This is a genomic window from Hydrogenophaga sp. UC242_50, assembly GCF_042697355.1.
GTDB lineage: Bacteria > Pseudomonadota > Gammaproteobacteria > Burkholderiales > Burkholderiaceae_C > Hydrogenophaga.
In genome coordinates, this window is the sequence record NZ_CP170553.1 from 2141522 (window position 1) to 2161371 (window position 19850).

Sequence of the window (19850 nt, forward strand, 5' to 3'; positions counted from 1 at the left end):
CATGACTTTTGCGCCCCGGCTCATTGAATGGCAGCGCCACTCGGGCCGCAGTGGCCTGCCCTGGCAGAACACCCGCGATCCCTACCGGGTGTGGCTGTCGGAGGTCATGCTGCAGCAAACCCAGGTCAGCACCGTGCTGTCCTATTACCCCCGTTTCCTGGAGCGTTTCCCGGACGTGCGTGCCTTGGCCGCGGCCTTGCCCGATGACGTGATGGCCTTGTGGAGCGGCCTGGGCTACTACAGCAGGGCGCGCAACCTGCACCGCTGCGCGCAGGCGGTGGTGAAGGACCACCAGGGCGTGTTCCCCGACACGGCCGAGCAACTCGAGACCCTGCCGGGCATCGGTGCCTCCACCGCCGCGGCGATCGCGGCGTTCTGCCACGGCGAGCGCATCTCCATCCTCGATGGCAATGTGCGCCGGGTGTTGTCGCGCCTGCTTGCCTTCGAAGGTGACTTGGCGCAGGCCGGGCCGCAGCGCGAACTCTGGTCGCTCGCCCAGGCCTTGTTGCCGGACGCCCCCACGCGCGAGGACATGACGGCCTACACGCAGGGTTTGATGGACCTGGGCGCGACGGTGTGTCAGCGCACCAAGCCGCTGTGCGGGCGCTGCCCGGTGCAGATGGTGTGCCGCGCGCACGGGACGGATCAGATTTCGCGCTTCCCGGTCAAGACCCGCCGTGTGGCACGCCGTTTCGAGAACTGGTGGCTGTTGCTGGTGCGGGGCACCGGTGCCGATGGGCAACAAGCCTTCTGGCTGGAGCGCCGGCCCGCACCGGGCATCTGGGCCGGGCTGTACTGCCCGCCCGTGTTCGCCGATGAGCCGGCCTTGCAGGCGTCGCTGTCATCCGGGTTTGCCCGGCGGCTGCAGCCGCTCGAGCCGGTGTCGCACAGCCTGACCCACCGGGAGTTGCGCCTGCACCCCTTGCTGCTGGATCTGCGGGAAGGTCAAGGGTCTGACGGTTTGCCCGAAGGCCAATGGGTGCCCGCAGGCGCCTTGATCGACCACGGTCTGCCGACGCCTGTGCGCCAGCTGTTGTCGGCCTTGAGTTAACTCAGCTCGGCCGCCTGGCTCGCCGGCCCGGGCCAGTTGTCGTCTTCGCGGTGGCGCACGCGCGTGAACCAGTCGGGCGCGAAGGTGTCGGCCAGCCGCTCCACCAGGTACACCGAGCGGTGCTGGCCGCCGGTGCAGCCGATCGCCACCGTCACGTAGCTGCGGTGGTCGCGCAGCATCTGTGGCAGCCAGTGGCGCAGGAAGGCGGTGATCTGCTCTTCCATCTGTCCCACCTCGGGCTGGGCCGCGAGGTACGCGGCCACCGGGGCATCGAGCCCGCTCAAGGGTTTGAGTTCGGGTTCGTAGTGCGGGTTGGGCAGCATGCGCACGTCGAACACGAAGTCGGCGTCCATGGGAATGCCGCGCTTGAACGCGAAGGACTCGAACACCAGCGTCAGGGGCGCCTGCGTCGCACCGAGCAGGTCCTTGATCTGGCTGCGCAGGCGCGTGGGACGGATCAGGCTGGTGTCGAGCACGAGCGCCTGCTCTCGCAATTCGGCCAGCAGCTCGCGTTCGTGTTCGATCGCGTCGGTCAGCGCGCGGTGCTGGTCGTGGGCCTGCTTGAGCGAGAGGGGGTGCAGGCGGCGCGTTTCCGAGAAGCGGCGCACCAGCGTGTCGGTGGTGGCGTCCAGGAACACCGTGGTGAGGTGCACCGGCCGGTGGGCGCGGCGCTGCAGCTGGGCCAGGCGTTTGGGCAGGCCCGGCAGCGAGGCGGCACTGCGCACATCCATGGCGATCGCCACCCCGGGGTGCCTGGTTGCTCTGCTCCAGTTCGATGAAGGACTCGAGCAATTCGGGTGGCAGGTTGTCCACGCAGTAGAAGCCCACGTCTTCGAGCGCGGTGAGCGCCACCGATTTGCCTGAGCCGGACATGCCGGTGATCAGGACCAGGTGGATCGGGGTGTCGTCAATCGGGTTCATGGCAGCGGCTGCGTTCTTCACACGGCCAGCATTTCGCGGGCATGCGCCAGCGAGATTTCGGACTGTTCGCCACCGCCCAGCATGCGGGCGAGTTCGCGCACGCGCGCGTCGGTGGCGATGGGCTCCACGGTGCTCTGGGTCTGGCGACCCACGGCCTGCTTGCTCACGAGCAGGTGGTGGTCGGCGCAAGCGGCCACCTGGGGCAGGTGGGTCACGGCGAGCACCTGGCGGTCCTTGCCGAGTTGGCGCAGCAACTGGCCCACGGTGTGGGCCACGGCCCCACCGATGCCCGAGTCCACCTCGTCGAAGATCAGCGTGGGCGCCTGGCCCAAGCGGCTGGTGACGACCGAGATGCGCAAAGCGATGCGAGACAGCTCACCGCCCGAAGCCACCTTGCCGACCGGCTTGGGTGTGGCGCCCGCGTGGCCGGCGACGCGGAACTCGACCTGCTCCGCGCCCTGGGCCTGGGGTTCTTCCAGCGGCAGCAAGGCCACTTCGAACACCCCGCCCTGCATGCCCAGCGTCTGCATGGTGGCGGTGACGGCCTTGGACAGCTTGGGGGCGGCCTTCTGCCGTTCCTTGCTGATGGCCTGCAAGGCGGTGCCAAAGGTCTTCCAGTCGGCGCGCTCGGCGCGTTGCAGGGCTTCGATGTCCAGCGCCTGATCCACCTGGGCGAGTTCGGCCTTCCATTGCGCGTGCACCTCGGCCAGCTCTTCCGGGGTGCGGCGGTAGCGCCGCGCCAGCGAGACCCAGAGCGACAGGCGCTGGTCCAGCGCCTCCAGGCTGGCGGGGTCCTGTTCGGTGTGGCGGCTGTACTGGTGCAGGCTGTGCACGGTGTCCTGCACCTGAGCGAGCGCGGCCTCCAGCGCTTCGATGGCGCTGGCGAACTGCGGTTCGATGTGGGCCTGTGCCTGAAGGGCCGAGAGTGCGCGGTGGATCAGGGCGGCGGCGTTGGTATCGTCTTCGTCCAGCGCGTTCGCGGCGACCTGGGCTGCGTCCAGCAAGCCCTGGGCGTTGGCGCAGCCGGCTGTGCTGGGTATTGAGCTCTTCCCATTCACCCGGCTGAGGGCTCAGCTTGTCGAGTTCCGCGATCTGCCAGGCAAGGCGTTCGCTTTCCTGCTGCAGCGTGGCCTGTTTTTCGGTGGCGGCTTCCAGCGCCTTGCGGCGTTGGCGCCACTGTGCCCAGGCCCGGGCCGCCGGCGCGGTGTCGATGCCGGCGTAGGCGTCGAGCAGGTCGCGCACCGCATCGGCGCGCGTGAGGCTTTGCCAGGCGTGCTGGCCGTGAATGTCCACCAGGCCATCGGCCAGGGCCTTGAGCTGGGTCACGGTGGCCGCGCTGCCATTGATCCAGGCCCGACTGCGGCCCTCGGTGTCCACGGTGCGGCGCAGCAGCAGGCCGTCTTCGACGGGAAATCCCTGTTCCTCCAGCCACGGCGTGAGCGAAGCGGGGGCATCGAACTCGGCCGCGATGTCGCAGCGCGCCGCACCTTCGCGCACCACGCCACTTTCCGCGCGCGCGCCCAGCGCGAGTTGCAGGGCGTCGATCAGGATGGACTTGCCGGCGCCCGTTTCCCCGGTGAGCACACCAAAGCCGGAGCCGAGCTCCAGTTCGAGGGACTGCACGATGACGAAGTCGCGCAAAACGATGCGTCTGAGGCTCATGGGTGTAAGAGGCGCGGCGTTGATGAAATGGGAGCGCAGCCGCTATTCTGACCGGGCTTTCAGGCCCCTTCGTTCCAGTGCAGCTTTTTGCGCAAGGTGTCGAAGTAGGTCCAGCCCACCGGGTGCAGCAAGCGCAGCGCATGTTCGGAGCGGCGCACCACGATGCGGTCGCCATGCAGCAGGCTGGTGAGCGTCTGCATGTCGAAGTTGGCGCTGGCGTCGCGACCCGAGACGATCTCCACCGCGATCTCGCTGTGCGAAGGAATCACCACCGGCCGGTTGGACAGCGTGTGTGGCGCGATCGGCACCATCACCCAGCCGCCGATGCCGGGGTGGAGCAGGGGGCCACCGGCCGACAGGGCATAGGCGGTAGAGCCGGTGGGCGACGCGATGATGAGGCCGTCGGCGCGCTGGTTCGCCACGAAATGGCCGTCCACCTCCACGCGCAACTCGATCATGCTCGCCACGCCGCCCCGGTTGACCACCACGTCGTTGAGCGCCGTGGCCTCGAACACGCAACGGCCATCGCGCCAGACCGTGGCCGCCATCAGCGCGCGCGCGTCTTCCTCGAACTCGCCGCGCAGCATGGGGCGCAGCTTTTCCTGGTAGCTGTCAAAAGGAATGTCGGTGATGAAGCCCAGCCGACCCTGGTTGATGCCCACCAGTGGCACGCCATAACGCGCGAGCTGGCGCCCGATGCCGAGCATGGTGCCGTCGCCGCCGACCACCAGGGCGAGGTCGCAAGCCTTGCCCATGGCCGGCACGTCGAGCGCCGGATACTGCAGCAAGCCCGTGTTGGCGGCGGTTTCCTTTTCCAGCGAAACGTCGCAGCCTTCGTCGTGCAGGAAGTGCGCGATCTCGTCCACCGCATTGCGCGCACCGGGTGCGTGGTACTTGCCCACAATGACGACATGCGCAAAACGCAGGGGCCGGTTCCATCGGGCGGTCGTGGACCGGGTGTCGGTTGACATGCTCATTCGGAAATTACAACACAGCTTTCCTGTGGCGGAATGGCATAAAACCCTGTGCGTCGGCGGTACCGTCGGGGGCATCCGTCCTTAGAATGAAGCCATGTTGGATGACCGCGCCAAGTTGTTGCTCAAAGCCCTCGTCGAGCGTTACATCGCCGACGGCCAGCCCGTGGGCTCGCGCACGCTCGCCAGGGCCGCCGGCATGGAGCTGTCGCCGGCCACCATCCGCAACGTGATGAGCGATCTCGAGGAGCTTGGGCTGATCGCGAGCCCGCACACCTCGGCCGGCCGCATTCCCACGGCCCGTGGCTACCGGCTGTTTGTGGACACCATGCTCACGGTGCGCCGCGAAAGCCTGCCTACGGTGAGCGACATGGGTGCCCCGGGCATCGAGGCGGGGCAGCCGCATCGTGTCATCAGCAATGCCGCGCAGATGCTGTCCAACCTGTCGCAGTTCGTGGGCGTGGTCATGGCACCCCGGCGCGCCTCGGTGTTCCGCCACATCGAATTCCTCAGCCTGTCCGAACGGCGCGTGCTCGTGATCATCGTGTCGCCCGAGGGCGACGTGCAGAACCGCATCATCCACACGCAGGTCAACTTCACCCAGCCACAACTGCTGGAAGCCGCCAACTTTCTCAATGCCCATTACTCCGGTCTCACCATGGAGGCGGTGCGCGAGCGCCTCAAGACCGAGGTGGACGCCCTGCGCGGCGAGATCGCCGATCTCATGAAGGCGGCGGTCGATATCGGAGCCGAGGCCAGCGAGGCCCAGGACGAGGTGGTGGTGTCGGGCGAACGAAACCTGCTCTCCGTCAGCGAGTTCTCCAGCGACATGGGCAACCTGCGCCGCATGTTCGACCTGTTCGAGCAGAAGACCCAGCTGATCCGTTTGCTCGATGTGTCGGCCCAGGCCGATGGCGTGCGCATCTACATCGGTGGTGAAAGCCAGGTCGTGCCCTACGAAGACCTGTCCGTGGTGACTGCCCCTTATGAGGTGGACGGCCAGGTGGTGGGCACGCTGGGTGTGATCGGCCCCCAGCGCATGTCGTACGAGCGCATGATCCAGATTGTTGATGTCACGGCCAAGCTGGTTGGTAACGCGCTCAGCCACCACAAATAAGCCCCCCTACAATCCTTGGGCGGGCCGTTAGCTCAGTTGGTTAGAGCAGAGGACTCATAATCCTTTGGTCGTTGGTTCAAGTCCAACACGGCCTACCAAAAAAATGCTGCTATAATTCGAGGCTTCGCGGCTGTAGCTCAGTTGGATAGAGTACTTGGCTACGAACCAAGGGGTCGTGGGTTCAATTCCTGCCAGCCGCACCATATGGAAGCCCGCAGCCAAAAGCTGCGGGCTTTTTCATTTTTTGCCTGGGAATCGCCCACCATGAGCAAGGCCTTCACCCGCGAAACCGATTCGGACGATGAAGACGATCTGCCGGCCGCGGCGCCCGTGCCCGGTGGCAAGAACTACATCACCCGCGCCGGCTACGACCGGTTGCGCGCCGAACTGTTCTCGCTGATCGACGACGAACGTCCCAAGATCGTGGACATCGTTCACTGGGCGGCCAGCAATGGCGACCGCTCGGAGAACGGTGACTACCTCTACGGCAAGAAGCGCCTGCGCGAGATTGACCGGCGCATCCGCTTCCTGACCCGCCGGCTCGAGATCGCCGAAGTCGTCGACGCTTCGCTGCACTTTGGTGGCGATCAGGTGTTCTTCGGTGCCACCGTGACCTACGCCGACGACAACGGGCAGGAGACCACCGTGACGATCCGGGGCGTGGACGAAGCCGACAGCGCTCAGGCCCAGGTCAGCTGGATCTCTCCCGTGGCGCGTTCCCTGCTCAAGGCGCGGGTGGGCGATGTGGTGAAGCTCGTGGTGCCTGGCGGCGTGCAGGAGCTCGAAGTGCTGAGCGTGCGGTATCCGGCGCCAGGCGAGGGCGCCTGAAGTCAGGGCTTGTAGCGCTGCGCCTTGATGACCGAGGTGGTGCGTTTGAGGCTGCGCAACACATCGGCCAGGTGCTGGCGGTCGCGCACCGCCACCGAGAAACGGATGTCCGTCGCGGTCTCGGCGGGTTCATCGCCCATGTCCACATGGGTGATGTCGGCTTCGGCCGCTGCGATGCTGGACGCCACGCGCGCGAGCACCCCCTTGCCATTCGTGACGGTCACGATCACCGTGGTGTCGAACGAGCGCACGGGTTCGTCGGCCCACTCGACTTCCAGGAAGCGTTCGCCATCGCGCAAGAGCAGGCGTTTGCCGGTGGGACAGTCGTCCGCGTGCACCACGAGGCCCTCGCCACGACCGAGGTAACCGACGATGCGGTCGCCCGGGATCGGCTTGCAGCAGGGCGCGTACTGCACCGACAGGCCCTCGCTGCCGTCGAGCGTGACCACACCTTGCGAGACCGATTCGTCCCGGCCGCTGGCGTAGCGCTCGGTGCTGATCAGCAGGGCGTCGGGCTTGAGGCCGGTTTCGGCCAGCAGCACGGCCAGCTTCTTGCCCACCATGCTGGCGATGCGCTTGCCCATGCCGATGTCCGACAGCAGCTCCGCGCGCGACTTGTTCCCGGTGAAGCGCAGCAGTTTTTCCCAGGTCGCGTGGTGTGGGCCCACTTCGGACGGCAGGGTCGCGATGCCTTCGGAGCGCAGGGCCTGGCCGAGCATGCGTTCGCCCAGCTCGTGTGACTTCTCCTGTGCCACCGTCTTGAGGTGGTGCCGGATCTTCGAGCGCGCCCGGCCGGTCTTGACGAAGGACAGCCAGGTCGGGTTGGGCTCGGCCTTCTCGGCCGTGACGATCTCGACGACGTCGCCATTCGCCAACTCGGTGCGCAGCGGTCGCTGCTCGCCGTTGATGCGCGCCGACACCGTGTGGTTGCCCACGTCGCTGTGGATGGCGTAGGCGAAGTCCATCACGGTGGCGCCGCGCGGCAGCGCCATGATCTTGCTCTTGGGTGTGAACACATAGACCGCATCGGGGAAGAGGTCGATCTTGATGTGGTCCCAGAACTCCGCCGCATCGCGCGTTTCCTGCTGGATGTCCAGCAAGGACTGCAGCCATTGCGTGCCCAGCCGTTGCGAAGTGTCGCTGTTGGGTTCGCTGGCCTTGTAGAGCCAATGCGCGGCCACCCCCGATTCGGCCACCACGTCCATGGCGTGCGTGCGCAGCTGGAACTCGATGTTGGTGCCGAAGGGGCCGATCAGCGTGGTGTGCAGCGACTGGTAGCCGTTGACCTTGGGAATGGCGACGTAGTCGCGGAACTTGCCCGGCAGCGGCTTGTAGAGCTGGTGCAGCACGCCCAGCCCGGTGTAACAGTCGGTCAGCTCGGGGACGATGATGCGAAAGCCGTAGATGTCGGTGACCTGCGAGAACGACAGGTGCTTGTTGTCCATCTTGCGGTAGACCGAATACAGCGTCTTCTCCCGACCCATGATGCGCACGCTCATGCCGTGCCGCACGAAGTCTGCTTCCACCTCGCGCTGGACGCGGGCGATCAGGTCGCGGCGGCGGTTGCGCGATTTGTTGAGGGCCTTGGAGAGCACCTCGTAGCGCCAGGGATGCAGGAAACGGAACGCCAAGTCCTGCAGTTCGCGATAGGTGAAGTTCAGGCCCAGCCGGTGCGCGATGGGCGCGTAGATTTCCAGGGTTTCGCTGCTGATGCGCTGCCACTTCGAGCGCGGCATGTCGCCCATGGTGCGCATGTTGTGGGTGCGGTCGGCGAGCTTGATCAGGATGACCCGCACGTCCTTGGCCATCGCCAGCAGCATCTTGCGGAAAGACTCCGCCTGGTTCTGCTCTCGCGTGTCGAATTCCAGCTTCTCCAGCTTGGTGAGACCGTCCACCAGCTCGGCCACGGGCGCGCCGAAGCGCTCCACCAGTTCTTCCTTAGTCACGCCGCAGTCTTCAATGGCGTCGTGCATCAGCGCCGCCATCAGCGCCTGGGCGTCCAGCTTCCATTCGGCGCACTGGGCGGCCACCGCGATCGGGTGGGTGATGTACGGGTCACCGTTCTTGCGCAACTGGCCCAGGTGGGCCTCGTCGGCGAACCGGTAGGCCTGGCGGATGCTTTCAATGTCGGTCGGACCGAGGTAATCCAACTTGCCCAGCAGCGCGGCAAAGCTCGCCGCAGCGGCGCTCGCGGCCGGATGCGCCTGCTCGGCTGGGGACTGAAGGGTGCCGTTGTCGGCCTCGGTGATCATCCGCATACTTTAGCGCGAGACGATGGATCCCGCTGAGTCCATGCACAGAGTCTGTGCAAGGCACATGAATACGTCCGGAGCAGGGGCGAAAAAAAACACCGCAGCGCGGTGTTTTCTTTCGAAGGACCTGAAAGGCCTCAGAGCGGCACTTTCTTGAGCATTTCCAGGCCCACCTTGCCGTCGGCGATTTCACGCAGGGCGGTCACGCCGGGCTTGTTCTTGCTCTCGATCTTGGGCGCATGGCCCTGGCTCAGCATGCGGGCGCGGTAGGTCGCGGCCAGCACGAGCTGAAAGCGGTTGGGGATCTTTTCCAGACAGTCTTCGACGGTGATGCGTGCCATGGGCGGGCTCCAGGAAATGGGCGGTGAATCAGAGGATGTTGAGCGCTTGGAAGGTATCGCCGCGGGCGATACGCTGAGCGGAAAACTTGAGCCGCTGGGCATGGACGATGGCCTTGAGGTCAAACAAGGCCCGCTCGAACAACTCGTTGATTATAACGAAGTCGAATTCCCTGGCATGGGCCATCTCGGTGGCGGCGTTCTGCAGGCGCAATTCGATCACCTCGGCGGTATCTTCCGCCCGGCGCTCCAGCCGCGAGCGCAATTCCTCCCAGCTTGGCGGCAGGATGAAGATCAGCACAGCGTTGGGAAAGATGCGCTTGACCTGGATAGCCCCCTGGAAATCGATCTCCAGCACCACGTCGGCGCCCTGGTTGATGCGCTGCTCGATGGCATTTTCGAGGTGCCGTAGCGATTCCCATGCACCATGGCCCACTCCAGGAAGGCCCCCTGGATGACCATCTGGTCGAAGGTTTCCTTGCTTACAAAGTAGTACTCCCGGCCATGCAGCTCCTGGCCCCTGGGCGGGCGCGTGGTGTGCGAGACCGATGGCACGACGCGCGAATCGAGCTCCATCAAGGCCTTGACCAGGCTGGACTTGCCGGCCCCGCTGGGGGCCGCGACGACAAACAGGTTTCCGGGGTATTCCATTACGAGGCAAGAAGTTGGGTTTCGCCGCCGGGCCGCCCCAAGGCGAAACGCGCCCCCTTGGGGGGCAGCGACCCGCGCAGCGGTGGAGCGTGGGGGCTGTATGTCATTCGATGTTCTGGACCTGCTCGCGCATCTGTTCGATGAGCACCTTCATGTCCACCGAGATGCGGGTGAGTTCGAGGTTGGACGACTTCGAACCCAAGGTGTTGGCCTCGCGGTGCAGTTCCTGGATCAGGAAGTCGAGCCGCTTGCCGACCTCGGCGCCCTTCTTCAACAGGCGCTCGATCTCGGTCAGGTGGGAGTCGAGCCGGGTCAATTCTTCGGCCACGTCGATGCGGATGGCGAAGGCGGTGGCTTCCGTGAGGGCCCGGTCCTGCGCCATGTCGGAGGTGATGGCGCTGCCTTGCGCCGTGGCGGATGCACCCGCGCCCAGGGCCTCGTTCCAGCGGTCGATGAAGCGCTGGCGCTGCTGCGCGACCAGTTGCGGGATCAGGGGTTGCGCGTCCTTGGCAAGCTGGCGCAGCTGACCCAGGCGGTCGAGCAGCATGGTGGCCAGGCGTTTGCCTTCGCGTTCACGGGCGCTGGTAAGGCCGTCCAGCGCGGTCTGTGCCAGGGTAACCAGGGCCTCGTTCAACTCGCCGGGGTTGCCCTGCTGGCGCGAGGTGAGCTGCAGCACCTCGGCCACCGACAGGGGCGATGCCGTGGGCAGCCAGGCGCGCACGTTGTCCTGCAGGCCCACGAGTTTCTGCAGGTCGAGCGCGCTGGGCGTGCGCGGCACGGTGTCGGAGCGGCCTTCGATCCAGGCCCGCACCTCCACCTTGCCACGTTTGAGGCGTGCGCCCAGCAGTTCGCGCAGCGCGGGTTCGGTGGCGCGCAGGTCGTCCGGCAGCTTGAAAGTGAGGTCGAGAAAGCGGCTGTTGACGGAGCGGATTTCGACGCCCACACCGGCCTGGGACTCGCGGCTGGACTCGGCGCTGGCCGGGGCCGCAGACCCGCCCGAGTGGGCCGAGGCGTAGCCGGTCATGCTGTAAACTGCCATTGAACTTTGCCCATCAGGGTGAGTGGTCCAAAACGAGGCGTTCCGGAAACCATCCGAATTATGTCAAAGGTCAAACCCGCACCGCTGCCGCCGGACACCGTGATCGGTGGTTACCGCATTGTCCGCAAGCTGGCGGCGGGCGGTTTTGGCGTGGTGTACCTGGCCGTGGACACGGAAGGCCAGCAGGTCGCCGTCAAGGAATACCTGCCCTCGTCGCTGGCCTCGCGCGGCCCCGGCGAGCTGCTGCCCCAGGTGCAGCCGGAGAAGCTGTCGCTGTACCGGCTGGGCCTCAAGAGCTTCTTCGAAGAAGGCCGGGCCCTGGCCCAGATCTCCCACCAGTCGGTGGTCAGCGTGCTCAATTTCTTTCGCGAGAACGAGACCGTCTACATGGTCATGAACTTCCTGGAGGGCGCGTCCCTGCAGGAATTCATCATCACGGCGCGTGAACTCAAGAAGCAGAAGGTGTTCCGCGAATCGACCATCCGCTCGCTGTACGACGAGGTGCTGCGCGGCCTGCGCATCGTGCACCAGCACAAGATGCTGCACCTGGACATCAAGCCGGCCAACATCTTCGTGACCGACGACAACCGCTCGGTGCTGATCGACTTCGGCGCCGCCCGCGAGGTGCTGAGCAAGGAAGGCAATTTCATCCGCCCGATGTACACGCCCGGCTTCGCCGCGCCCGAGATGTACCGGCGCGACTCCTCCATGGGCCCGTGGACCGACATCTACGCGATCGGCGCCTGCATCTACGCCAGCATGCAGGGCTACCCGCCCAACGATGCGCCCCAGCGGCTGGAGAAAGACCGCCTCTCGCTGGCGCTTTCGCGCCTGCGCGGCGTGTACTCCGACAACCTCATCGAGGTGGTCGAGTGGTGCATGTCGCTGGATCCGCTGTCGCGCCCGCAATCGGTGTTCGCGCTGCAAAAGGAACTGAGCCGCGAGACCGAGCGCAGCTACACCAAACTCACCGTGGCCGAGAAGATGCGGCTGCAGTTCGACAACATCGTGTCGGACAACAAGAAGTCCCTGCGCAAGTCCACCAACGCCGCGACCAAGTTTCGATGAAGTTTTCGGTCTACCAGATCAGCCGCCAAGGGGGCCGGGAGCGCAACGAAGACCGAATGGGCTATGCCTACACCCGGGAGTCGGGTCTGTTCGTGCTGGCCGACGGCATGGGCGGCCACCCCGAAGGCGCGATGGCGGCGCAACTCGCGCTGCAGACCTTTTCGGCGTATTTCCAGAAGGCCGCCAACCCCACGGTGCGGGAAGTGCCGGAGTTCCTCTCCAGCGCCCTGATGGCGGCACACCACCAGATCATCCGTTACGCCGCCGAAAAAGGCATGCTCGACACCCCGCGCACCACGCTGGTGGCGGCCGTGATGGAGCGCAACCACGTGCACTGGGTGCATTGCGGCGATTCGCGGCTGTACGTCGTGCGCCACGGCGAGATGCTCACGCGCACGCGCGACCACTCTTACATGGAGCAGCAGCAGCACCTGGGCCGCGCCACCGACCACATCAACCGCAACATCCTCTTCACCTGCCTGGGCTCACCCGCCAAGCCGGTGTTCGACCTCTCCGGCCCGGTCCACCTGATGCAGGGCGACCGCGTGCTGCTGTGCTCGGACGGCCTGTGGGGCACGGTCAGCGACGAAGAAATCACGTCCGAGCTGTCCAAGCGGCCGCTGGAGCAGGCCGTGCCCGAGCTGGTGGAGATGGCGCTCAAGCGCGGCGGCCCGCGTTGCGACAATGTGACCGTGCTGGCGATGGAGTGGGAGACGGCGGACGAATTCCAGTCCACCCGCGTCTCCACCGAGGACATCGACGACGGCGTGTTTGCTTCCACCATCCAGTCGGGCATTCCCGACCCTTCCATCGAAGACATGGACGACGCGGCGATCGAACGCTCGATCGCCGAGATCAATGCCGCGATCCGCCGCACGGCCGAACGCAATTCCTGAACTCCCGAGGTTTCCCATGAGCGATATGACCCGACCCGGCCAACGGGCCGCCGATGCGTTGCGCCCGGTGCGCATCACGCGCCACTACACCATCCACGCCGAGGGCTCGGTGCTGATCGAGTTCGGCAACACCAAGGTGCTGTGCACCGCGTCGGTGGAAGAAAAAGTGCCGTCGCACAAACGCGGCAGTGGTGAGGGCTGGTTGACGGCCGAGTACGGCATGTTGCCGCGCGCCACCCACACCCGCAGCGACCGCGAGGCGGCCAAGGGCAAGCAGAGCGGGCGCACGCAGGAGATCCAGCGCCTGATCGGCCGTTCGCTGCGCGCCGTGTTCGACCTGAAGGCGCTGGGCGAGCGCACCATCTCGCTGGACTGCGACGTGATCCAGGCCGATGGCGGCACGCGCACCGCGAGCATCACGGGCGCCTACGTGGCGGCGCACGACGCGGTGGCCAAGCTGATGGCGCAAGGCAAGCTGCCCGTGTCGCCGATCCGCGACCAGGTGGCCGCGATCTCGGTCGGCATCCTGCGCGGCAAGCCGCTGCTCGACCTGGAGTACGTGGAAGACGCGGCCTGCGACACCGACATGAACGTCGTCATGACCGGCGCCGGGCACTTCGTGGAAGTGCAGGGCACGGCCGAGGGCGCGGCCTTCACGCGCGACGAGATGAACACGCTGCTGGCCCTGGCCGAAAAAGGCATCGCCGACCTGGTGGCGGCGCAGCGCGAGGCGCTGGGGCTGGCATGAAGCTGGTGCTGGCGTCCAACAACAACGGCAAGCTCGCCGAGCTGCAGGCGTTGTTCGCGCCGCTGGGCGTGGAACTGGTGCGCCAGGCCGACCTCAACATCCCGGAAGCGCCCGAGCCGCACCGCACCTTCATCGAGAATGCGCTGGCCAAGGCGCGCCATGCCGCGCGCGAGAGCGGCTTGCCCGCGCTGGCCGACGATGCGGGCCTGTGCGTCGAGGCCTTCGGTGGCCTGCCCGGCGTGGACACGGCGTACTACGCCACGCAATTCGGCTACGCCAAGGGCGACGGCAACAACGTGCGCGCGCTGCTCGAGCAAATGGCGAACGTGACCGACCGCCGCGCGGCCCTCGTCAGCACGCTGGTGGCGCTGCGCAGCGCCGACGACCCCGAGCCGCTCGTGGCCACCGGCCGCGCGCCCGGGCTGATCACGCAGCAGCCGGTCGGCGACAAGGGTTTCGGTTTCGATCCCGTGATGTACCTGCCCGAGTTCGGCCAGACCTTCGCGCAATTGCCCACCGAGGTGAAAAACGCGAACAGCCACCGGGGCCGCGCGGCGCGGCAGATGCTCGAACTGATGCGTGAGCGCTGGTTCTCGCCCGCGCCCTCGGACACACCATGAGCGAACCCACCGGCGTGCCGATGTCCTGGCCCGGCGGCCAGCCGGCCGCCGCGGGCCAGGCCGACCCGGCCTGGAACGACGTGCGCCACTGGATGCGCCCGGGCACGCTGCAGCTGCAGAGCCTGCCCCCGCTGTCGCTCTACATCCACCTGCCCTGGTGCCTGAAGAAGTGTCCCTACTGCGATTTCAACTCGCACGAATGGACGGCCACCGCCGCGCCCGGCAAGGCGCTGCCCGAAACCGCCTACCTCGAGGCCCTGCGCGCCGATCTCGCGGCCTCGCTGCCGCTGATCTGGGGCCGCACGGTGCACAGCGTGTTCATCGGCGGCGGCACACCCAGCCTGTTCTCGCCCGCCGCCATCGACCGCCTGTTGGGCGACGTGCGCGCGATGTTGCGGCTGGAGGCCGATGCGGAGATCACGCTGGAGGCCAACCCCGGCACCTTCGAGAAAGACCGCTTCCGCGCCTTCCGCGACGCGGGCGTGACGCGCCTGTCGATCGGCGTGCAGAGCTTCAACGATGCCCACCTCAAGGCGCTGGGCCGGGTGCACGACCGCGATCAGGCCCTGGCCGCGGTGGAAGAGGCCGCGCAGGCCTTCGACACCTTCAATCTCGACCTCATGTACGCGCTGCCGGGGCAGACGCTGGCCGATTGCGAGGCCGACGTGCGCACCGCGCTGTCGTTCGCGCCGCCGCACATCTCGATCTACCACCTCACGCTCGAACCCAACACCTACTTCGCCAAGTACCCGCCCGCGCTGCCGCAGGAGGACGAGGCCTGGGACATGCTGGACCGCATCACCGAGCTCACCGCCGAGGCGGGCATGCAACGCTACGAGGTGTCGGCCTACGCGCGCGAGGGGCACCAGTGCTGGCACAACCTCAACTACTGGCAGTTCGGGGACTACCTGGGCATCGGTGCCGGCGCGCACAGCAAGCTCAGTTTCGCGCACCGTGTGGCCCGGCCGGTGCGTGTGCGCGAGCCGCGCCTGTACATGGAGCGCGCGCTGGCGGGCAACGCCGTGGTGAGCGCCGACGAAGTCTCGCGCAAGGCCTTGCCCTTCGAGTTCATGCTCAACGCCTTGCGGCTCAAGGACGGCTTCACGCTGCTGCAGTTCATGGAGCGCACGGGCCTGCCGCTCTCCAGCATCGCGCCGGCCCTGGCGCAGGCAGAGCAGAAGGGGCTGATCGCGCGCGACGCCACCCGGGTGTGGCGCAACCGAACGCGGCTTCGATTTCCTGAGCGACCTGCAGGAACTGTTCCTGGCGGACTGAGCCCGCCGGGTTCGCTCAGGCGCTGGCCGCGTTGGTCTGCAGGCTGAAGCCCACGCGCGTGGTGCCGCCGCTGGATTCGGCCGCCGGGAAACCGTCGTGCATGCGCGCGATGGCCGCCACGATGGACAGGCCCAGGCCATGGTGCGGTTTTTCCATCTCGCAGCGCGCGGCGTCGGCGCGGAAGAAGCGGTCGAAGAGGCGCGGCAGGTGCGAGGCTTCGATCGACGGCCCGGTGTTTTCCACCCACAGGCGCGCGCCACTTTCCGACTCGGGCGCGATGCGCACGCACAGCGCGGAGCCCTGGTCGGCGTAGCGGATCGCATTGCCCAGCAGGTTGGAGATCGCGCGCTTGATCAAAGGCGCATCCACCGACAGGTGGGCATCGCCCTCGATGGTCACGCGCAGCCCACGCTCGTCCATGGGGGCTTCGTGGAACTCCACCACCTGTTGCACCAGCTCGGCCAGGCTCACCGGCGCGCTGCGCCGTGCCTTCACGCCCCGGTCGGCCTGGGCCAGGAACAGCATGTCGTTGACGATGGCCGCCATGCGCTGCAGCTCTTCCAGGTTGGAGTGCAGCGTTTCCTCCAGCTCGGCCACGCTGCGCTCGCGGCTGAGCGCCACCTCAGTCTGGCCGATCAGGTTGGCCAACGGGGTGCGCAGCTCGTGCGCCACGTCGGCGTTGAAGCCCTCGAGCTGCACATAGGTGCGCTCGACGCGGTGCATCAGGCCGTTGAACTGGTCGATCACCGGTTGCAGTTCTTCGGCCGGTTCGGCCAGCGAGATTCGCTGGCCCAGGCGCCGCGCGTCGATGGCCTTGGTCTGGGCAGCCAGGTCCAGCAGAGGGCGCAGGCTGCAGCGCACGCGCCAGAAGGTGCCCCAGCCCACCAGAGCCCCACCGGCCAGCACGGCGCCGACCAGCAACAGGGCCATGCGGCGGGCGGTCTTGGCGTCCTGCGAACAATCCAGCACCACCTTGCCCTGCAGCAGGCCGCCAGCCGCCGTCGGCACCGCGAAATCCATGCCGCGGGCGGTGGATTGGTTCACGTCGAAGGTGGGTGCCGCGTCGCGGTAGAACTCGCTGCCGTCGGCGCGGTTCATCTGCACGAAGGTGCCCGGGCGGCGTTCGGCCAGCCAGGCCATCTTGGCCTTGACTTCGGCCTCGCCACCCTGGGCGTAGGCCTCGCGCGACACGTCCACCAGCACGGTGCTGTAGCTGCGCAGCTCTTCCTCGTGCTTGGCGATGAAGAGCATGGAGGTGGCGCCATAGATGAAGGCCAGCAGCACGCCCAGCCCGATCACCGTCTGCACGGCCAGCAGCAGCGAGAGGCGCCGGCCGATGGAATAGGTGCAGGGCGCCTCGGCGGGCTTGTCGCCGCCCAGGACCGGGGCCGCGTCCAGCACGGTCGTCGAGGTGTTCATGTGCGTTCCTCCAGCACGTAGCCCATGCCGCGCACGTTGTGCAGCAGCTTGGGTTTGAAGGGATCGTCCATCTTGGAGCGCAGGCGGCGCACCGCCACTTCCACCACGTTGGTGTCGGAGTCGAAATTCATGTCCCACACCTGCTCGGCGATGGTGGTGCGCGAGAGGATCTGCCCCTTGCGGCGCGCCAGCAGCGCCAGCAGCGAAAACTCCTTGGCCGTGAGGTCCAGCCGCTGGCCGGCGCGCCAGGCCTTGCGGCTGATCAGGTCCATCTCCAGGTCGCACACCGCCATGCGGGTGTTGGCCGCCTCGGCGACGGCGGCGGGGCCCCGGCGCAGCAGCGCGGCCACGCGGGCCAGCAGTTCGGAAAAGGCGAAGGGCTTGACGAGGTAGTCGTCCGCGCCGGCCTGCAGGCCTTGCACCCGGTCTTCCACGCGGTCGCGCGCGGTGAGCATCAACACCGGCGTGTTGCGCTTCTCGCGCAGCGCCGCGAGCACGCCGAAGCCATCGATGCCGGGCAGCATGATGTCCAGCACCAGCAACTGGTAGTCGCCTTCGAGCGCGAGGTAGCGGCCCTCGATGCCGTCGCGGGCGACGTCCACGGTGTAACCGGCCTCGGAGAGACCCCGCTTGACGTAGTCCGCCAGCTTGGATTCGTCTTCAATGACCAGCACGCGCATGGGAGTGGGGCTTAGTGACCGGATGGAGGGACAACAAGGCGGCAAAAGGCCTTGCACGACACCGAATTGTCACGGAATTGCCCGTTTTGCTGCATTACGAATCCGTAATTCTCGCGTTCTGAAAATGACAGACCCGGTTTTTACAGTCTCTCCTGTGCCGAAACCAAGGCGGCACAAACCTCCATCCAAACCTCCATCCATCCATTCAACCTACCGTTCAAGGAAGCATCATGAAACTCTCGACCCGTGTCCTCATCCCCCTCATGCTGACGGCTGTTGCCGGTGCCGCCATGGCCCAGAGCGCGCCGCTGACCCGCGCTGAAGTGCAAGCCCAGGCCATCGCCGCCCGCGACGCCGGCCAGCTGCCCGACACCGACATCGTGAAATTCGAAGTTGCCACGGGCTCCAGCCTGAGCCGCAACGAAGTCCGTGCCCAAGCCATCGCCGCCCGCGACGCCGGCCGCCTGGCCGACACCGACATCGTGAAGTTCGAGGTGCCCGCCGGTTTCGAGAAGACCCGCGCCCAAGTGGTGGCCGAGCTGAAAGAAGCCCAGCGCCTGGGCCTGGTGAATGAGAATGACGCCGCGTACCCCGTGATCGCCACCGCGCAACAGGCCGAGCAAGTGCGTCAGGCCGGTCTGCGCGCCGTCGCCGGCACCAGCGTCAGCCTGGGCCAGTGAAGGCAGCCCGCATGGCGAGGTGATCCGGCTGCCCCAAACTGACCTGCCGGAGCACCTTGTCAGGGTTGTTTTTCACCATGCAATAGGAGTGATGCCGATGCGAACCGCGTTGTCCGCACCAGAAACAGCAACGGGCCCCATGGGCCCGTTGCTGTTTCTGGTTCTGGCGGAGACTGTGTCCTCCATATTCAGATACTGAGAAATCTCAAGTCGTCTCATAAATCACGCTTCTACCTAGGGAGAAAGAATCTCATTGCACCCGCGTTGTATTTCGACGTATCATCGAATCTCGTTTTTTATGGTACGTTTTATGGTGCATGGAGCGGTGGATGCCTAAGAAGGCCGACGAACTTGGCGCGCTGGAAGTCAAACGACTTTCTGAGCCAGGCTTGCACTTTGTCGGCGGGGTGGCGGGACTAGGCCTGCAGATCACCCCGTCAGGTAGCAAGAGCTGGGTGCTGCGCGTCATGGTCGGAGCCAAGCGCCGCAAGATGGGATTGGGCGGGTTTCCTGACGTGACCTTGGCTAGGGCTCGTGATCTGGCTCGCCTGGCGCGCGAAAAGATCGGCGGTGGCGTTGATCCCATCGATGAGAAAAAGGCGGCGCGCCGGGATCTGGCTGCGAGCCGTGCAAAGGATGTGACCTTCCGGGCCTGTGCTCAGCAGCATATTGCGGCTCACCGCAAGTCGTGGAAGAACGAGAAGCACGAGGGCCAGTGGGAGCGAACGCTTGAGATGTACGCCTATCCCGTCATTGGGGACATGTGGGTTCGTGACGTCCGTCTAGAGCATGTCATGCAGATCCTGGAGCCGATCTGGCACACAAAGACCGAGACCGCCAACCGCCTACGCGGACGCATTGAGACGGTTCTCGATTCCGCCGCCACTAAGGGCCTTCGAGACGGGGTGAACCCTGCGAGATGGAAAGGCAACTTGGCCACCTTGCTCCCTGCGCGGCACAAGATTGCGAAGACCACGCATTTCCGTGCCGTGCCCGTGAAAGAGCTTCCATCCTTCTATGAAGCGCTGAGAAGCCAAGAGGGCATGGCGGCTAGGGCGCTAGAACTCCTTATCCTGACCAACGTACGATCTCACAACGTGCGGCATGCGTCATGGAACGAGATCGACATGAAGTCGAAAACCTGGCTCATCCCTGGCGAAGACGGTGAGGACTCAAAGCAGCGCATGAAGGCGGGCGTCGCTCATCGGGTTCCCCTCTCGCCCGCCGCCATCAGCCTGTTGAAGCGTGTCGGTGAGACTGCTGGCACAGATCTGATCTTTCCCTCACCGCGAAAGCTCGTGCCTCTCTCAGACATGGCGATGAGCAAGCTCATGAAGGACATGAAAGCCAACGGCGTGCCGCATGGGTTTCGTTCAACCTTCAGGGACTGGACCATTGAACACACCAACTTCTCGCGCGAGATCACCGAGCGGGCGATGGCTCACGCCGTCGGGGACAAAACCGAAGCTGCGTATCTGCGGAGCGACGCCTTTGAGAAGCGCCGCAAACTGATGGACATGTGGGCGGCGTACTGCACGACCACACCCCAGGCGAAGGGAAAAGTGATTTCGATCCGCTAAGCCCTGCGGCGGTTTTTGCAGGGCAAGTCGGGTCGCAAAGGTGGTGGAACA

15 protein-coding genes, 2 tRNA genes and 4 pseudogenes are annotated in these 19850 nt (G+C 66.0%); 12 read left to right on the top strand and 9 right to left on the bottom strand.

All coding sequences use genetic code 11. The annotated features are described in order from the left end of the window. The first annotated feature begins 1 nt into the window (after position 1). A complete protein-coding gene (mutY, locus tag ACFJGX_RS10940) occupies positions 2–1051 on the top strand; it encodes an A/G-specific adenine glycosylase (protein WP_382321380.1) in 1050 nt (349 codons plus the stop codon). On the opposite strand, the pseudogene rapZ reads toward mutY, so the two are convergent. The 3 genes and pseudogenes from rapZ to ACFJGX_RS10955 all read right to left on the bottom strand — a co-directional run bounded on the left by rapZ (position 1048) and on the right by ACFJGX_RS10955 (position 4611). After that, positions 1048–1972, bottom strand: a pseudogene (gene rapZ / locus ACFJGX_RS10945) (RNase adapter RapZ). The gene mutY and the pseudogene rapZ sit on opposite strands and share 4 nt — an antisense overlap. 17 nt (positions 1973–1989) lie before the next feature. Further along, positions 1990–3634: pseudogene (gene recN, locus ACFJGX_RS10950) on the bottom strand (DNA repair protein RecN). 59 nt (positions 3635–3693) lie between these two features. Further along, positions 3694–4611, bottom strand: a complete 918-nt coding sequence (locus ACFJGX_RS10955; protein WP_291113963.1) for an NAD kinase — start codon at positions 4609–4611, stop codon at positions 3694–3696. A gap of 94 nt (positions 4612–4705) precedes the next feature. Here ACFJGX_RS10955 and hrcA point away from each other — a divergent pair, with 94 nt between their 5' ends. The 4 genes from hrcA to greB all read left to right on the top strand — a co-directional run bounded on the left by hrcA (position 4706) and on the right by greB (position 6553). After that, positions 4706–5725: a heat-inducible transcriptional repressor HrcA gene (gene hrcA / locus ACFJGX_RS10960; protein WP_382155312.1), complete on the top strand. Its 1020-nt coding sequence runs from the start codon at positions 4706–4708 to the stop codon at positions 5723–5725. Between the two features lie 21 nt (positions 5726–5746). Continuing rightward, positions 5747–5823, top strand: a tRNA-Ile gene (locus ACFJGX_RS10965). 28 nt (positions 5824–5851) lie between these two features. Next, a tRNA-Arg gene (locus ACFJGX_RS10970) sits at positions 5852–5928 on the top strand. Positions 5929–5989: 61 nt separating this feature from the next. Next, on the top strand, positions 5990–6553 hold the full coding sequence (gene greB, locus ACFJGX_RS10975) for a transcription elongation factor GreB (RefSeq protein ID WP_382155687.1): 564 nt from the start codon (positions 5990–5992) through the stop codon (positions 6551–6553). Between the two features lie 2 nt (positions 6554–6555). Here the strand turns inward: greB and ACFJGX_RS10980 are convergent, their stop codons facing one another. The 4 genes and pseudogenes from ACFJGX_RS10980 to ACFJGX_RS10995 form a co-directional block, all read right to left on the bottom strand. Then, positions 6556–8805 (bottom strand): RelA/SpoT family protein, encoded by a 2250-nt coding sequence (locus ACFJGX_RS10980; RefSeq protein WP_382328372.1) that lies wholly within the window; start codon positions 8803–8805, stop codon positions 6556–6558. 137 nt (positions 8806–8942) lie between these two features. Beyond that, positions 8943–9146: a DNA-directed RNA polymerase subunit omega gene (rpoZ, locus tag ACFJGX_RS10985; RefSeq protein WP_066268010.1), complete on the bottom strand. Its 204-nt coding sequence runs from the start codon at positions 9144–9146 to the stop codon at positions 8943–8945. 28 nt (positions 9147–9174) lie between these two features. Then, positions 9175–9794 (bottom strand): annotated as a pseudogene (gene gmk / locus ACFJGX_RS10990) (guanylate kinase). Between the two features lie 103 nt (positions 9795–9897). Beyond that, entirely contained in the window at positions 9898–10833 is a 936-nt protein-coding gene (locus ACFJGX_RS10995) for a YicC/YloC family endoribonuclease (protein WP_382321371.1), read from the bottom strand. A gap of 60 nt (positions 10834–10893) precedes the next feature. Between ACFJGX_RS10995 and ACFJGX_RS11000 the strand changes: the two genes are divergently transcribed. The 5 genes and pseudogenes from ACFJGX_RS11000 (at position 10894) to hemW (ending at position 15440) form a co-directional block, all read left to right on the top strand. After that, positions 10894–11901, top strand: a complete 1008-nt coding sequence (locus ACFJGX_RS11000) for a serine/threonine-protein kinase (RefSeq protein ID WP_066268004.1) — start codon at positions 10894–10896, stop codon at positions 11899–11901. Then, positions 11898–12797, top strand: coding sequence for a PP2C family serine/threonine-protein phosphatase (locus ACFJGX_RS11005; RefSeq protein WP_204733641.1), 900 nt, complete (start codon positions 11898–11900; stop codon positions 12795–12797). Before ACFJGX_RS11000 ends, ACFJGX_RS11005 begins: the two co-directional genes overlap by 4 nt. A gap of 67 nt (positions 12798–12864) precedes the next feature. Continuing rightward, positions 12865–13545, top strand: coding sequence for a ribonuclease PH (gene rph, locus ACFJGX_RS11010; protein WP_382325701.1), 681 nt, complete (start codon positions 12865–12867; stop codon positions 13543–13545). Then, entirely contained in the window at positions 13542–14165 is a 624-nt protein-coding gene (gene rdgB, locus ACFJGX_RS11015) for an RdgB/HAM1 family non-canonical purine NTP pyrophosphatase (protein WP_382155696.1), read from the top strand. The genes rph and rdgB overlap by 4 nt, the downstream gene beginning before the upstream one ends. Before the next feature lie 20 nt (positions 14166–14185). Then, positions 14186–15440: pseudogene (gene hemW, locus ACFJGX_RS11020) on the top strand (radical SAM family heme chaperone HemW). A 15-nt stretch (positions 15441–15455) separates the two neighbouring features. Here the strand turns inward: hemW and ACFJGX_RS11025 are convergent. Next, complete coding sequence (locus tag ACFJGX_RS11025) at positions 15456–16859, bottom strand: heavy metal sensor histidine kinase (protein WP_382321369.1); 1404 nt, start codon at positions 16857–16859, stop codon at positions 15456–15458. Further along, complete coding sequence (locus tag ACFJGX_RS11030; protein ID WP_291113937.1) at positions 16856–17539, bottom strand: heavy metal response regulator transcription factor; 684 nt, start codon at positions 17537–17539, stop codon at positions 16856–16858. The genes ACFJGX_RS11025 and ACFJGX_RS11030 overlap by 4 nt, the downstream gene beginning before the upstream one ends. Before the next feature lie 230 nt (positions 17540–17769). On the opposite strand from ACFJGX_RS11030, the gene ACFJGX_RS11035 reads away from it, so the two are divergent. Continuing rightward, positions 17770–18219 carry a DUF4148 domain-containing protein gene (locus ACFJGX_RS11035; RefSeq protein ID WP_382321368.1) on the top strand — a complete coding sequence of 150 codons (450 nt, stop codon included), beginning with the start codon at positions 17770–17772 and terminating at the stop codon, positions 18217–18219. A 329-nt stretch (positions 18220–18548) separates the two neighbouring features. Next, complete coding sequence (locus ACFJGX_RS11040; protein WP_382328374.1) at positions 18549–19799, top strand: tyrosine-type recombinase/integrase; 1251 nt, start codon at positions 18549–18551, stop codon at positions 19797–19799. The last annotated feature ends 51 nt before the right edge of the window (positions 19800–19850 follow it).

What these genes read in the sequence shown, in the direction of transcription:
- mutY (WP_382321380.1), top strand. Translation starts at nt 2, where the DNA reads ATGACTTTTGCGCCCCGGCTCATTGAATGGCAGCGCCACTCGGGCCGC.
- ACFJGX_RS10955 (WP_291113963.1), bottom strand. Translation starts at nt 4,611, where the DNA reads ATGAGCATGTCAACCGACACCCGGTCCACGACCGCCCGATGGAACCGG.
- hrcA (WP_382155312.1), top strand. Translation starts at nt 4,706, where the DNA reads ATGTTGGATGACCGCGCCAAGTTGTTGCTCAAAGCCCTCGTCGAGCGT.
- greB (WP_382155687.1), top strand. Translation starts at nt 5,990, where the DNA reads ATGAGCAAGGCCTTCACCCGCGAAACCGATTCGGACGATGAAGACGAT.
- ACFJGX_RS10980 (WP_382328372.1), bottom strand. Translation starts at nt 8,805, where the DNA reads ATGATCACCGAGGCCGACAACGGCACCCTTCAGTCCCCAGCCGAGCAG.
- rpoZ (WP_066268010.1), bottom strand. Translation starts at nt 9,146, where the DNA reads ATGGCACGCATCACCGTCGAAGACTGTCTGGAAAAGATCCCCAACCGC.
- ACFJGX_RS10995 (WP_382321371.1), bottom strand. Translation starts at nt 10,833, where the DNA reads ATGGCAGTTTACAGCATGACCGGCTACGCCTCGGCCCACTCGGGCGGG.
- ACFJGX_RS11000 (WP_066268004.1), top strand. Translation starts at nt 10,894, where the DNA reads ATGTCAAAGGTCAAACCCGCACCGCTGCCGCCGGACACCGTGATCGGT.
- ACFJGX_RS11005 (WP_204733641.1), top strand. Translation starts at nt 11,898, where the DNA reads ATGAAGTTTTCGGTCTACCAGATCAGCCGCCAAGGGGGCCGGGAGCGC.
- rdgB (WP_382155696.1), top strand. Translation starts at nt 13,542, where the DNA reads ATGAAGCTGGTGCTGGCGTCCAACAACAACGGCAAGCTCGCCGAGCTG.
- ACFJGX_RS11025 (WP_382321369.1), bottom strand. Translation starts at nt 16,859, where the DNA reads ATGAACACCTCGACGACCGTGCTGGACGCGGCCCCGGTCCTGGGCGGC.
- ACFJGX_RS11030 (WP_291113937.1), bottom strand. Translation starts at nt 17,539, where the DNA reads ATGCGCGTGCTGGTCATTGAAGACGAATCCAAGCTGGCGGACTACGTC.
- ACFJGX_RS11035 (WP_382321368.1), top strand. Translation starts at nt 17,770, where the DNA reads ATGAAACTCTCGACCCGTGTCCTCATCCCCCTCATGCTGACGGCTGTT.
- ACFJGX_RS11040 (WP_382328374.1), top strand. Translation starts at nt 18,549, where the DNA reads ATGCCTAAGAAGGCCGACGAACTTGGCGCGCTGGAAGTCAAACGACTT.